The organism is Nitrincola alkalilacustris, assembly GCF_008973755.1.
Taxonomy (GTDB): Bacteria; Pseudomonadota; Gammaproteobacteria; order Pseudomonadales; family Balneatricaceae; genus Nitrincola; species Nitrincola alkalilacustris.
On sequence record NZ_WBOM01000005.1, the window covers coordinates 301348 to 314311 of the forward strand.

Below are 12964 nucleotides of genomic sequence, written 5' to 3' on the forward strand. Positions count from 1 at the left end.
GCTTATCGACTATCAATGCTGATTAAACAGCCGTGTACGGGCAGCCAGATAGTCAAATGTCTGGCCCGATTCTTCAGCCTGGGCGCGTTGTTCATCCAACTGCTGAAACCGTTCGATCTCCTCATCCGGCATGAAGTGCAGACAATCACCACCAAACAGCCAGAACAGGTCACGAGCGACCAGTGGTACAAGTTGCGGGTAGGCGCGTACCAGACGTGCCATCAGATACTGGCCATCATCATAGGCTACAGGCTCATGAGCCTCGAAGGCGCGTATCAGCTGTGCAAACTGTTCCAGAAACTCGGCATCCACGGGATCGGCTTCGTCACTGTTGAAGGGCTCCTGCTTGATCAGGTTGTTGTAGCCAAGCTTGAGCAGGTTGAGATGATAAGTATGGAAATCGGTCACGGTTGTCCTCGGCAAAGAATGAAGCGAATTGGCTGATTTATGGGGGCTGGCGGTTGAAAATGCAATCCATCGCCCGCAGATTAAGCTATCCAGCTAATTAAGGATTTTATGTTATGACTGTAGCACTGGCCATTGATCAGCTGCGCAAAACCTATGGTAACGGGTTTGAGGCCCTCAAGGGTATCTCCCTGGAGGTTCAGGAAGGCGATTTTTTTGCGCTGCTTGGACCCAATGGTGCGGGTAAATCGACCACGCTGGGTATCGTATCGTCTCTGGTGAACAAAAGCTCGGGCAGGGTCAGTATCTTTGGACATGATCTGGAGACAGATATCGCCAGAGCCAAGATGCAACTCGGCGTTGTGCCCCAGGAGTTCAACTTCAATAATTTCGAGAAGGTGTTGGATATCGTCGTGACTCAGGCCGGGTATTACGGCATTCCTCGGCGTCAGGGGCTGGAGCGCGCCGAGTTTTACCTGAAAAAGCTGGGGCTGTGGGACAAGCGTAATGTCAGCGCCCGTATGTTGTCTGGTGGTATGAAGCGTCGGTTGATGATTGCACGTGCGCTGGTTCATGAGCCGCGCATGTTGATACTGGATGAGCCGACTGCCGGGGTGGATATCGAGCTGCGCCGCTCGATGTGGAGCTTTCTGCGTGAGATCAACAGCAAGGGCACCACGATTATTCTGACGACCCATTATCTGGAAGAGGCCGAGAGTCTGTGCCGCAACATTGCGATCATTGATCGTGGAGAAATCATTCAGAACACCAGCATGCGATCTCTGTTGCAGAAGCTGAATACCGAAACCTTTATTCTGGATCTGCAATCGGATGTGGAGCAACTGCCAGCGCTCAATGGTTATCGGCCAAGGTTGACCGCTCCTCGTACCCTGGAGGTTGAAGTAGATAAAGAGCAGGGGCTGAACAATCTCTTTGCACAGCTGGAGGCTTCCGGTCTTAAGGTGGTCAGTATGCGTAACAAGGCAAATCGATTGGAGGAGTTGTTTGTGTCACTCGTGGATAAGAATCTGAATCAGGAGCCAGCATGAACAATCAACTCCTGTGGACCGCCTTCTGGACCATCCTGGTGAAAGAGGTGCGTCGTTTTACACGGATCTGGGTGCAGACGCTGTTGCCGCCAGCCATCACCATGACTCTTTATTTCATCATCTTCGGCAATCTGATCGGCAGCCGTATCGGTGAGATGGGCGGTTTCGGTTATATGGAATATATCGCGCCGGGGTTGATCATGATGTCGGTGATCACCAACTCTTATGGCAATGTGGTCTCCTCCTTTTTCGGTACCAAGTTTCAACGCCATGTGGAGGAGTTGCTGGTGGCACCTGTGCCCAACTGGGTGATTCTGGCTGGTTTCGTGTTTGGTGGTGTGGCGCGTGGCCTTGCGGTGGGCTTGATAGTTACGCTGTTGTCACTGTTCTTTACCAAACTGCATGTGCACCATCTGCTGATCACGATCAGCACGGTCTTTCTGACCGCGGTGGTCTTTTCGCTGGGAGGCTTTATCAATGCTATATATGCCAACAGTTTTGATGATATATCGATTGTTCCGACCTTTATCCTGACTCCCCTGACCTATCTGGGCGGTGTGTTCTACTCCATCAGTCTGTTGCCGGGTTTCTGGCAAGGGGTGTCGCAGCTGAATCCGATCCTTTATATGGTTAACAGCTTTCGGTACGGTATTCTGGGTGTGAGTGATATCCATATTGGTATCGCATTCACGATGATTCTGATTTTCATTGGGCTGTTGACTGCCTTCAGTCTGCATCTGCTCAATACGGGTAAGGGGATTCGCAGCTGATGAGCGAAGAGGAAATTCTGCATAAATCGCCGTTGGGCAAAGAGACCGCCTATGTCAACCAGTATGATCCTGCGCTGCTCTATCCGATAGCGCGCGACAGCAACTGGCAGGCACGCGGTATCAAACGTAGTGGTTTACCGTTTCGTGGTATGGATATCTGGAACGCCTATGAGGTGTCCTGGTTGAACAGCAAGGGCAAGCCGGTGGTCAGACTGGCTGAGTTCAGAATTCCGGCAACATCGACACATATCATCGAGTCGAAATCCTTCAAGCTTTATCTGAACTCACTCAATCTGAGTCAATTCGGACAGGAGTCTGAAGTGGAGACTGTACTGCGCCGGGACCTGTCTGCCGCAGCCGGTGGCCCAGTCGCTGTCCGGCTGATAAAGCCGGATGCTTCACAGACGATCGATAAGTTTCACGGTGAATGTCTGGATGAGCTGGATATTGAGGTGATGCACTACGAGCCTCAACCGGAGTTGCTGCGCAGTGAAAGCAAGTCGGTGGTTGAGGAATCCCTGTTCAGCCATCTGCTGAAGTCCAACTGCCCGGTGACGGGGCAGCCGGACTGGGCGAGCATTCATATCCGTTACAAGGGCGAGAAGATTGATCGCAAAGGGCTGCTGGCCTATCTGATCTCCTACAGAGAGCATGGCGACTTCCATGAGCAGTGTGTCGAGAACATCTTCATGGATATCTGGCAGCGCTGCCGTCCACAGAAGCTGACCGTCTATGCGCGCTACCTGCGTCGTGGCGGGTTGGATATCAACCCCTATCGCTCCAGTATCGATGGTGAACCCAGTAATCCGCGTCTGTCGCGGCAATAGGCTGTTGTGGCTATAAGCTGTCGTGACAAAACTGTCGTGGCAAAACACGTAGAGGTAAACATGGAAGCAACAGAACTGCTGATCAATCGGGTCTCATCCCCTGTGCTTGAAGGCCCAGCGCCGACAGCCGAACAGTTGGATCTTATCTATCGGGCAGCGTTGCGTGCGCCGGATCATGGCAATCTGAAGCCCTGGCGCTTTATCCAGATTGAGGGCGAAGGGAGAGATCGACTGGCTGATCTGTTTATTGAGGTTGCCAAAACGAAAAATCCCGACATGAGCGATGCCGAGATTGAGAAGCTGCGTGGCAAACCTCTGCGGGCACCGATGATCATTGTTGTGGTGGCGAAGCTGATAGATCATCCTAAAGTGCCGCAGATCGAACAACAGATCGCAGCCGGCTGTGCGGCTCATGGCATTTTGCTGGCTGCTTTTGCACAGGGTGTGGATGCGATCTGGCGTACAGGCTCCATGGCCTTTGACCCGATGGTTTTTCGTGGACTGGGGCTGGAAGAGAATGAGCAGATCACCGGCTTTCTCTATCTGGGCAAGGCGCGTAAGCATCGGGCGCTGCCTGATCTGAATCCAGCCGACTTCGTGCAGCAGTGGGGGCAGTCGTGAATCTGAAGCCCGATGACGCTGAGGCGTTTCTGAGCTGGCTTCGTACTCAGATTCCACTGGTCGGCGCCATGCAGATAGATCAGCTGACGCTGGATGATCAGGGGCTGACACTGAGCGCACCATTGGCCGCCAATATCAATGACAAGGGTACCGGTTTCGCTGGCTCACTGGCTGCATTATCCACGCTCAGTGGTTGGTGTCTGATGACCCTTTATCTGCGCTCACAAGGGCTTGAGTGCGATGTGATGATTGCCGAAAGCCAGATAAAGTATCTGCAGCCGGTCACTGCTGATTTCAAAGCCTGTGTGTCTCTGCCCGATGATGACGTTCTGGCTCCCTTTTTGTTGCGCATGCGTGAAAAAGGGCGAGGTAAGCTCCCCCTTCAGGTCGAAATTCAAGAGCAGGGTAAGATGGCGCTGCAGCTTAACGGTGTCTATTATGCGCGCATCAGATGCTAGGTGGCTGTCCGAGAGTAGGCTACTTACCGGTGATCATTAGCGGATATATTTCTGTTGTTTGAACATATTTGTTACATTCAGTGGCTAGAGTAACCGTATTGTCGATCAGTATTAACGGGAAGCCACATGATTCGAAGTTATGTACTTGAACAGGGGTTGATGAGAGAGCATCCGCTGGATTCTGAGCAGTTGGAGGAGGGCCTCAGAACATCGAGTTGGATAGATCTGCAGGAAGCCTCTGAGGATGAGATAGCTGTTGTTGAACAACTGCATCCGGAAAGCCTGCCCAAGGTGGATGATGTTGAAGAGATAGAGGCGAGTGCCCGGTATTTCATCGAAGGTCAGGATCTGCATGTTCACTCCCTGTTTCTGTATCAGTCGGAAGGTCGACACAAAACCGCAACCGTCGCCTTTACGCTGAAGCCTGATGTGTTGCTGAGTATTCGAGATGTGGATCTGGCCGACTTTCGACTGCTCAGACTGCGTTCACGTCGGGGCTGGGTTGATGCTGAGACGCCGCTGCAGATACTGACCTCCATTTTTCAGCTCAAGGTGGACAACCTGGCGGATCAGCTTGAGGATCTGCTGCGCGATCTGGATGGAATCAGCAGTCATATTCTTGAGAACCGGGATGAAGCACAGTCTGAGTCCATGGATAAGCTGGCTAAACTCGAAGACAGTAATGGGCGTATTCGCCTGTGTCTGATGGATACCCAGCGCTCGGTTTCCTTTTTGATTCGCAACATCCATCAGCATCTCGACTCCAAGGAAAACTGTCGTGAGATATTGCGAGATCTGGATACCCTGATGGCGCACGCCGCATTCATCTTTGAAAAAATAGACTTTCTGATGAATACGTCGCAGGGCTTTATCAATATTCAGCAGGCCAAGATCATCAAGATCTTCTCCATTGCTGCCGTAGTCTTCCTGCCACCGACCATGGTTGCCAGTATCTATGGTATGAATTTTGAGGTGATGCCGGAACTGCAATGGACGGCGGGCTATCCTTTTGCCTTGGGCATGATGCTGTTGGCCGGAGTCGCCCCTTATACCTTCTTCCGCTACAAGGGATGGCTATAACTCGATGACGTGGGCTTTGAGAGATATCTGGATGTAGGTCATGAATCAGTGACTTCAAAGCTTATCCAGGAGGTCTTGGGTGAGTAAATGCCGCAGGGATGCGGCATTTAAGCCTACAGGGATGTATATATGGGGTCTCATCCAAGGCATTCAGGATATGCCTGCACATACATGCAGTTGGCAGTGAAATCACGTATTCAGATGTTACTCAGCAATGATGCGCTCTGCCGATTCAATCACTATGGGCTCAACAGGTACATCCGCCATCCGGTTACGGGTGGTTGTCGAAACTGCACGGATCCTGTCGACCACATCCATTCCGCTTATCACCTCACCAAATACCGCATAACCGGGGCGGTTGCTTGCACCATCCAGGTTGAAGTTATTGACCGTATTGATGAAGAACTGTGCCGTTGCACTGTCCGGTGCCCGGGTACGTGCCATGGCGATGGTGCCGCGACGATTGCTCAGGCCATTGTCTGACTCATTCTTGATGGGTGACTGAGTTGCCTTTTGCGTCATCTCAGCATCAAAACCACCACCCTGAATCATGAAATTTTCAATGACGCGATGGAAAATCAGACCGTTATAAAAACCGGCATCAACATAGGCCAGAAAGTTTTTCACGGTGATGGGAGCCTTCTCGGCATCCAGTTGCAGCTCGATCTCGCCCAGGCTGGTTTTCAACACCACACGGGGTGCATTATCGGCCAGCGCCAGAGAATTCAACGACAACATGAGTGCCAGCATGCACAGCAAGCGCAGAGTTCGGTTCAGTAACATCTTTGGAAGCTTCCTTGATCAGTTCAGAAGGGTTATCAATCTTTGATAAGGACTACTATAGCCAAGGAAAGTTGCAGGATAAACCGATGATGGTGTTAAAGAAGGATTAAATAGTCTCGCTCGGGTTATGAACTGCAAGCGCTTCCTTTTCGTAACAATGGCAACGAAAAGGAGAAGGACATGAATAACAGCATCATGAATCACTGTGTCAAGGCTCTGTTGATATCGGCCTTGCTGAGTGCTGCTGCATTGCAGGTTCAGGCAAGCCAGTTGGCTGAGCGTGCATTCGCACTCTATGGAGATGAGGCGCAGTTTGATGTATATCGGCGCGATACGCCTATCGGCGAGCACTCGCTCAGGTTCAGCCAGGAGGATGGGTTACTGCGTGTCGATATTGAAATGGCGCTGCAGATACGTTATCTCGCTCTTTTCTCCTACAACTATCGCTACCAGGCAACTGAGTGGTGGCAAGATGAGCAGTTGGTTCGGCTGGAGGTCAATGTCGATGATAATGGCACCCAGCAGGTGATCAGTGCCAGGCGCGAGGGTGATCAGCTTATGGTCGATTCAGAAAATGGCAGACTCAGCCTGGAGTCAGGGCTCATCACCACCAACCACTGGAATCGTGCGATCCTTGATCAGACTCGAGTATTGAATACCCTGACCGGACAGGTGAGCGAAATAGAGGTGGAGACATTGGGACAGGATCAGGTGCCGTTTGGCGGTGAACTGGTAGATGCAATGCGCTATCGCTTGGGTGGTGAGTTGATCGATACCGACACCTGGTACGATGCCGAAGGGCGCTGGATGGGAATGGAGTTCTCGGCAACCGACAAGTCTCGTATTCGGTTGATCAGCAGTGGCATGGAGCAGTAGAGATGAATCAACCTGACTGGAAGCTTGTCTGGATTACGGGGGGCGGTACGGGTATTGGACGTTCGATGGCCTTGGCCCTGTCTGAGTCGGGTGCCAGCGTAATCATCTCTGGTCGTACTGAGAGCGCATTGCAGTCGGTGGCGGATGAGTCTCTGGCGCGGCACCATTCGGGCAGGATTATACCGCTGGTGCTGGATGTGACTGATCTTGAAGCTGTTAAGCAAGCCGTTGAGCAGATGGAAATCGAACATGGTGAACTGGATCTCGCTCTTCTGTGTGCCGGTAATCACCATTCGATGCCGGTAGATCGATTCAGTGCCGCCACTTGCCGGGAGCTGATGGAGATAAATTATTTCGGTGTGATGCATGCGCTTGAAGCTCTGCTGCCGCGCATGCTGGCGCGTGACAAGGGCGTATTGGGGGTGGTGGCATCTGTGGCCGGCTATCGCGGCTTGCCGACAGCGGCGGCCTATGGTGGCAGCAAGGCAGCCCTGATCAATGCCTGCGAGGCACTGGCAACCGAACTCAGGGCGACAGGGGTGCATCTGTCGTTGATCAATCCCGGTTTTGTGCGTACGCCACTGACTGACAAAAACCCTTTTCCGATGCCTTTTCTGATGGAGGCAGATGATGCCGCCAAAGCGATTTTCAGAGGACTTCAGCGAAAACAGTTCGAGATCGCCTTTCCCTGGACCTTTGTGTTGCAGCTCAAGATAATGAGACTGCTGCCTTACTCTGTTTATCTACCACTTATCCGCAAGGTGACCGGTTTTTGATGCCAAATGAACTGATATCCAGTCAACAGACCTCAACTCATCAAACCCTTAATGAGCAAACCTGCGCAGAGTATGCGGCTCTGTTTGCGTCATTGACTCCGGCACGTATTGCCGAGTTTGAGCCACTGGTCGCGCCCGATATACATTTTCAAGACCCCTTCAACGACCATCGGGGGTTTGCTCAGATGAGCCGTGTGCTGGAGGATATGTTCCGGCACACCCGACACCCCGGTTTTGAGGTGACGGAGATCTGTGTCGTGGGGGATCGAGCTTATCTGCGCTGGATATTTCGTGCCGGTTTACCCGTGGTGGGTGATCTGCGTGTGGAGGGTGTCAGTCGGCTGGCTTTCGATGAGCAGGGCAGAGTGTGTGAACATATCGACTACTGGGACAGTGCACCGATCTATCTCAGACTGCCTGTGCTGGGAGCACTGCTGCGGCGGGTTCGGGCGAAAATGGGTAGTTGAAAACAGACAGTTGAATAAAAGGTAGTTGAAGCAAAAATAGCCGGTTGCAGAAAGCGCCCGGGAGCCGTGGTGGCTCCCGGGCGCTTTGATGGCCATAATATCAGGCCGCTGCTTTACGCGCTGGCTTGATGCCAAAGAGCAGGGCATAGAATACCGGAACGGCAATCAGGGTCAGCAGCGTTGCAAAGGCCAGGCCTCCCATGATGGTGACCGCCATGCTGGAGAAGAAGGCATCCGTCAGCAATGGCAGCATGCCCAGAATAGTGGTCACAGCAGCCAGAAACACCGGGCGCAGTCGGCTGACGCTGGCATCAATGATCGATTGAACCTTGTCCTTGCCGCCACTGATCTGGCTGTCTATCTCATCCACCAGCACTATCGCATTTTTCATCAGCATGCCCGACAGACTGAGGAAGCCCAGCAAGGCCATGAAGCCAAAGGGCATGCCACTGCCGAGTAGACCAATCACCACCCCGCAGACTGACATGGGCACCACCAGCCAGATGATCAGTGGCTGGCGCAACTTGCCAAACAGCAGGATGGAGATCAGCAGCATCACCAGAAAGCCCAGCGGCAACTGAGCACCGAGTGAGGCCTGAGCTTCACTTGAGGTCTCGAACTCACCACCCCATTGCAACTGATACCCCTGAGGCAGCTCAATCGCTTCAATTGAGCCACGAATAGCTCTGAGCGCAGCATCGGCTGTCAGGTCGCCGATCGGCTCTGCCTGAACGGTCAGTGTGCGTACCCGATCACGACGATGTATCAGGGTCTCTTCACTTTCGGTAACAAAGCGCTCGACTACCTGTGTGATCGGTATGTAAGCCTGCAGCCCGGGGCTCCAGATCTGTCGCTCTTCCAGTCGGCCGGCATCCAGTCGTTCATCGGCTGGCGGGCGTGCGATGATCGGGATCTGTTCGTCACCTTCACGATAGGTACCGGCACGTATGCCCACAGTGGCAAACTGCAGCGTTTCGGCAACATGGTTGCGGCCCAGACCTGCAATGCGTGCCCGCTCCTCATTGAACAGCGGCACAATCACCAGCTCCTGCTTATTCCAGTTCTGGCGAATATCCTGCAGGTTACCATCCGCCTGCATAATGGTGATCGCCTCATCACCCAGTCGTCGCAGGATGGCAGCATCCGGTCCTGAAAAACGTGCTTCTATCTTGGCACCACCACCGGGTCCGAAAACCAGTTTCTGGGTGCGAATATCTGCATCAGGATAAGCGGGAGGGAGTTCGCGTCGCAGCACTTCGGCCAGAGGGTCTATCTGATGACGATCCTCCATCTCAACGATAAACTGACCATAAGCGGTATTTGGCTGCTCCGGATTATAAGTCAGCATGAAGCGGCTGGCACCCTGACCCACCAGTGTTGTGACGGCAATGACACCAGGCTGCTGACGGATCAGTTCATCTATTTCGGCCATATCTCTTGCCGTGGCACGAATATCGGTGCCCTGCGGCAACTGATAGTTGACGTAGAAAATAGGCGTGTTGGAATCAGGAAAGAACGCCTGCTTCACAAAACCGAAAGCATAAAAGCAACTGCCGGTCAGCAGCAAAAGTGCGATGACAGTGAAACCACGTGCGCGCAGCGCCTTGCCCAGAAAACGCTGATACAACCGGTAGGCAGAACCTTCATAAGGGTCGTCTTTCAGGTCCTTGTCGGATACTTTCAGCATGTAGTAGCCGAACAGTGGCGTCACGGTGATCGCCAGTACCCAACTGAGCAACAGCGAAATACCGATCACGGCAAATAGTGAGAAGAGAAACTCACCGGTTGCATCCGGTGACAGTCCGATACCGGAAAACGCCATGATACCGATGACGGTCGCCCCCAGCAGCGGGATCTGAGTGCGTTTGGCCGCGTCACTGGCTGCCGTCTTGGCACTGATACCGCGCTGCATGTTGATCAGCATCCCTTCAGCAATAACAATCGCGTTATCGACCAGCATTCCCATTGCGATGATCAGGGCGCCCAGCGAAATACGCTCCATCTCGATGCTGAACAGGCGCATGAAGAAGATGGTTCCCAGTACCGTCAGCAGCAAAGTGGCACCCACCACAAAACCGACACGCCAGCCCATGAACAGGCAGAGTACGCCGATCACGATCGCGACCGCGAGAGCCAGGTTGATCACGAAACTGTTGATCGACTCATCCACGACGACATGCTGCTCATAAATAGGGCTTATCTCGATGCCCAGTGGAATCTGCTCTTTCAGCTGCTCAAGCTTCTGGCTGACGCGCTGACCCACTTCGACAATGTTGGTGTCGGCCACCGCCGATATGGCAAGAGTAAAGGCGGGTTTGCCATTGAACCGAACCAGGTGAGAGGGTATCTCGGTAGTGCTGCGGTAAATCTCAGCAACATCCAGCAGACTCAGTTGCTCGGTTGAGCCGGGCGTACCGATTCTGACCGCCTCAATACTGGCGACAGAGTCGAAACCGGGGCGGGATACCAGACGGATACGGCGGTCATCAACCGTGATCGCACCCGCATCTGCGACGGCGTTTTCCGACTGCAGTGTCTGGGCCAGCAGATCCGGGTCGATACCCAGACTGGTCATGCGCTCGTTGGTGACATCGATATAGATGCTTTCCGTTTGCTCGCCACGTGTTTCCACCTTAGCAACATCCTGTACGGTAAGCAGTTCACGACGCAAAAAGGTCGACAGGTCGCGGATTTCACGATCAGTGAAGCCTTCTGCTGTGACGGCATAGAAGAGACCGAATACATCGCCGAAGTCATCATTAACCATCGACGTACCCGCGCCCGGTGGCAGGTGCCGCTGAGCATCACCGACCTTGCGGCGCACCTCATCCCAGACCTGAGGCATATGGCGCCCGTCATAGGTGTCTTTTATCTCGATCTCTATCTCGGACATCCCGGGTGAGGACTTGGATTTGACCCGCTTCAGTTGTGGTAACTGTTGCAGGGTGGACTCCAGCAACTCTGTGACCTCTTCTTCAACTTCCTGCGCGGTTGCACCCGGGTAGGGAGTGACAACCAGTGCTTGCTTGAGTGTGAAAGCGGGATCTTCCAGGCGACCGATGGTAAGCATTGCCCAGATACCACCCAGCAGACAGATCATCACGATCATCCAGGTGTTGACCGGCTTTTCGATAGATGTACGTGCAATATCCATGTTCATCTATCCTGTCAGAAGTGGTCGAACGGACGTACTGACATACCGTCAGACAACAGATTAGTACCGGCTGTCACGCTGGTATCACCGGGTTCAAGGCCAGAGAGAACCGGAACATGAGTACCTGACAGTGCGCCCAGTGTGACGGGTTTAGGTGACACGACACCTTTCTCGGCATCATAGAGCCAGACTCTGAAACTCCCGCTGCTGTCGGTGTCGACAGCAGAGACAGGTATGCTGATCAGTTGCAGCGGCTCGTTGCCGTTGCGGGTGATGGCAACTGTCAGTGTCATGCCCGGGAGCACTTCTATCTCTTCAGGTCTGGCCATGCCGAAGACGACCTCATAGGTCTGTGTGGCACGATCCACTTCCGTGGCGTGTTCACGATACTCCAACGGGAAAATCAACTCCGGGTGATCGGGTGAGTGGGCTTCAATCTTGAAACCGTTGCGCATACCGATCAGTGCGATCAGACCTTCCGGAACATTGATGCGTACACGCAGTTCGGTGACATCCTGAACGCGCACGACTGGGGTATTGGCCTGCACATTACTGAAGCGGTCAATCAGACGGCGCGTGATCAAGGCGTCAAAAGGAGCGTTGATGCGTGTGTAGGAGAGGTTGCGGCGGGCGTTGTCCAACGCCACTGATTGCAACCGATAGTCTGTGTCGGCCTGATCGAATGCCGAATCCGACACCATGTTTTTTTCGACCAGTGTCTTGATCCGCTCCAGATTTTTCTGGGCATGATCTTTCTGTACCTCAGCTTCACGAACGGCGAGGGCGAAGTCGGACTGGTCCAGTGCGGCGATCAGTTCACCCTTTCTGACCAGGGTGCCCTGCTGGACAGCCAGTTCCGAGATCTGGCCACCTACCTGAAAGGATAGATCCACAGTACTGACAGCATCGACTCTGCCAACAAAGCGACGGCTGTTGAGCTGGGCATCGACCCCGACTGTTTCCAGACGGACAGGCTTGGGTTGCTGCACAGCAACCACTTCATTGTTTTCTGAACTGCAGGCTGCCAACGTCAGACCGATCAGGCTCAAAAGCAGCAGGCGTACGGGAAGGGTTTTCATCTTCGTTTCTCTCAGGATACGATGTTATCGATAATGACGCTTTTTTCGTGCCGGGTGCTGGCCATGTGCCGCAGCCGTTGCATCAGGCGCTCTGCGTCCTCTGCAGGGAAGGGGGTCATATCAAGCAGGGACATGAACATCAAACCATCTGCTGCAGCCCACAGGAGCAAAGACAGATCTGGGTCATCAGTTTCCTGTAGTATGTCTTTGTAGTGCTGATCGTATCGCTGGCGTAGCGGATCAAGTAACTGAGGGTTCTGAGCACCTGCAGCCAGAATAGCCATGGAAATGTTACGATCGATCACTGCCTCACAGCGAATACACTCAATGATTGCACGGAGTGTCGGATTGGGTTGTCCAGCAAGACTGTCCCGGTACTCATTCATCTGTGGTTCGACATTGTCTATCAGTCTTTGAAGCATTCCCTGTATCAGGGCTTCCTTGCTGGGAAAATTGTACAGCAGGCCGCCTTTGCTGAAGCCGCTCTCTTTCGCAACTGCATCAAGCGTCAGGTTTGCAGCACCCTCTCGTGCCACCACCCGCTGAGCTGCATCAAGAATATCATTACGTGAATCAGCAGAGTTTTTACGTTTCGACATGACTGTACCATCCAGACGGT

General features: G+C 53.2%; 14 protein-coding genes. 9 read left to right on the plus strand and 5 right to left on the minus strand.

Annotated elements, in window-relative coordinates; genetic code table 11:
• Positions 1-12: 12 nt before the first annotated feature.
• Positions 13-408, minus strand: a complete 396-nt coding sequence (locus F7R27_RS11575; protein WP_151704412.1) for a PA2817 family protein — start codon at positions 406-408, stop codon at positions 13-15.
• 113 nt (positions 409-521) lie between these two features.
• Here F7R27_RS11575 and F7R27_RS11580 point away from each other — a divergent pair, with 113 nt between their 5' ends.
• The 6 genes from F7R27_RS11580 (at position 522) to corA (ending at position 5210) form a co-directional block, all read left to right on the plus strand.
• Positions 522-1454: an ABC transporter ATP-binding protein gene (locus F7R27_RS11580; RefSeq protein WP_151704413.1), complete on the plus strand. Its 933-nt coding sequence runs from the start codon at positions 522-524 to the stop codon at positions 1452-1454.
• Entirely contained in the window at positions 1451-2224 is a 774-nt protein-coding gene (locus F7R27_RS11585; protein ID WP_151704414.1) for an ABC transporter permease, read from the plus strand. The genes F7R27_RS11580 and F7R27_RS11585 overlap by 4 nt, the downstream gene beginning before the upstream one ends.
• Positions 2224-3051, plus strand: a complete 828-nt coding sequence (gene queF / locus F7R27_RS11590) for an NADPH-dependent 7-cyano-7-deazaguanine reductase QueF (RefSeq protein WP_151704415.1) — start codon at positions 2224-2226, stop codon at positions 3049-3051. Before F7R27_RS11585 ends, queF begins: the two co-directional genes overlap by 1 nt.
• A gap of 60 nt (positions 3052-3111) precedes the next feature.
• The gene (locus F7R27_RS11595) at positions 3112-3672 is read left to right on the plus strand and encodes an NAD(P)H nitroreductase (protein ID WP_151704416.1); all 561 of its coding nucleotides are present in this window, start codon (positions 3112-3114) and stop codon (positions 3670-3672) included.
• Positions 3669-4130 (plus strand): YiiD C-terminal domain-containing protein, encoded by a 462-nt coding sequence (locus F7R27_RS11600; RefSeq protein ID WP_240776353.1) that lies wholly within the window; start codon positions 3669-3671, stop codon positions 4128-4130. The genes F7R27_RS11595 and F7R27_RS11600 overlap by 4 nt, the downstream gene beginning before the upstream one ends.
• A gap of 126 nt (positions 4131-4256) precedes the next feature.
• Positions 4257-5210: a magnesium/cobalt transporter CorA gene (corA, locus tag F7R27_RS11605; RefSeq protein WP_151704417.1), complete on the plus strand. Its 954-nt coding sequence runs from the start codon at positions 4257-4259 to the stop codon at positions 5208-5210.
• A 204-nt stretch (positions 5211-5414) separates the two neighbouring features.
• On the opposite strand, the gene F7R27_RS11610 is transcribed toward corA, so the two are convergent.
• A complete protein-coding gene (locus F7R27_RS11610; RefSeq protein ID WP_276612560.1) occupies positions 5415-5993 on the minus strand; it encodes a peptidylprolyl isomerase in 579 nt (192 codons plus the stop codon).
• 180 nt (positions 5994-6173) lie between these two features.
• On the opposite strand from F7R27_RS11610, the gene F7R27_RS11615 reads away from it, so the two are divergent.
• The 3 genes from F7R27_RS11615 to F7R27_RS11625 are packed head-to-tail and all read left to right on the plus strand — an operon-like array spanning position 6174 to position 8112.
• Positions 6174-6869, plus strand: coding sequence for a DUF6134 family protein (locus tag F7R27_RS11615; protein ID WP_151704418.1), 696 nt, complete (start codon positions 6174-6176; stop codon positions 6867-6869).
• Positions 6870-6871: 2 nt separating this feature from the next.
• Positions 6872-7645 (plus strand): SDR family NAD(P)-dependent oxidoreductase, encoded by a 774-nt coding sequence (locus F7R27_RS11620; RefSeq protein WP_151704419.1) that lies wholly within the window; start codon positions 6872-6874, stop codon positions 7643-7645.
• Positions 7645-8112, plus strand: a complete 468-nt coding sequence (locus tag F7R27_RS11625; protein WP_151704420.1) for a nuclear transport factor 2 family protein — start codon at positions 7645-7647, stop codon at positions 8110-8112. The genes F7R27_RS11620 and F7R27_RS11625 overlap by 1 nt, the downstream gene beginning before the upstream one ends.
• A gap of 100 nt (positions 8113-8212) precedes the next feature.
• On the opposite strand, the gene F7R27_RS11630 is transcribed toward F7R27_RS11625, so the two are convergent.
• The 3 genes from F7R27_RS11630 to F7R27_RS11640 are packed head-to-tail and all read right to left on the minus strand — an operon-like array spanning position 8213 to position 12944.
• Positions 8213-11266 carry an efflux RND transporter permease subunit gene (locus F7R27_RS11630; protein WP_151704421.1) on the minus strand — a complete coding sequence of 1018 codons (3054 nt, stop codon included), beginning with the start codon at positions 11264-11266 and terminating at the stop codon, positions 8213-8215.
• Positions 11267-11280: 14 nt separating this feature from the next.
• Positions 11281-12345, minus strand: a complete 1065-nt coding sequence (locus F7R27_RS11635) for an efflux RND transporter periplasmic adaptor subunit (protein WP_151704422.1) — start codon at positions 12343-12345, stop codon at positions 11281-11283.
• A gap of 11 nt (positions 12346-12356) precedes the next feature.
• Positions 12357-12944 (minus strand): TetR/AcrR family transcriptional regulator, encoded by a 588-nt coding sequence (locus tag F7R27_RS11640; protein WP_151704423.1) that lies wholly within the window; start codon positions 12942-12944, stop codon positions 12357-12359.
• Positions 12945-12964 lie beyond the last annotated feature (20 nt).

Coding starts and splice junctions, on each gene's coding strand:
- F7R27_RS11610 (WP_276612560.1), bottom strand. CDS start 5,993: ATGTTACTGAACCGAACTCTGCGCTTGCTGTGCATGCTGGCACTCATG.
- F7R27_RS11595 (WP_151704416.1), top strand. CDS start 3,112: ATGGAAGCAACAGAACTGCTGATCAATCGGGTCTCATCCCCTGTGCTT.
- F7R27_RS11630 (WP_151704421.1), bottom strand. CDS start 11,266: ATGGATATTGCACGTACATCTATCGAAAAGCCGGTCAACACCTGGATG.
- F7R27_RS11585 (WP_151704414.1), top strand. CDS start 1,451: ATGAACAATCAACTCCTGTGGACCGCCTTCTGGACCATCCTGGTGAAA.
- F7R27_RS11640 (WP_151704423.1), bottom strand. CDS start 12,944: ATGTCGAAACGTAAAAACTCTGCTGATTCACGTAATGATATTCTTGAT.
- corA (WP_151704417.1), top strand. CDS start 4,257: ATGATTCGAAGTTATGTACTTGAACAGGGGTTGATGAGAGAGCATCCG.
- F7R27_RS11580 (WP_151704413.1), top strand. CDS start 522: ATGACTGTAGCACTGGCCATTGATCAGCTGCGCAAAACCTATGGTAAC.
- F7R27_RS11615 (WP_151704418.1), top strand. CDS start 6,174: ATGAATAACAGCATCATGAATCACTGTGTCAAGGCTCTGTTGATATCG.
- queF (WP_151704415.1), top strand. CDS start 2,224: ATGAGCGAAGAGGAAATTCTGCATAAATCGCCGTTGGGCAAAGAGACC.
- F7R27_RS11620 (WP_151704419.1), top strand. CDS start 6,872: ATGAATCAACCTGACTGGAAGCTTGTCTGGATTACGGGGGGCGGTACG.
- F7R27_RS11625 (WP_151704420.1), top strand. CDS start 7,645: ATGCCAAATGAACTGATATCCAGTCAACAGACCTCAACTCATCAAACC.
- F7R27_RS11635 (WP_151704422.1), bottom strand. CDS start 12,345: ATGAAAACCCTTCCCGTACGCCTGCTGCTTTTGAGCCTGATCGGTCTG.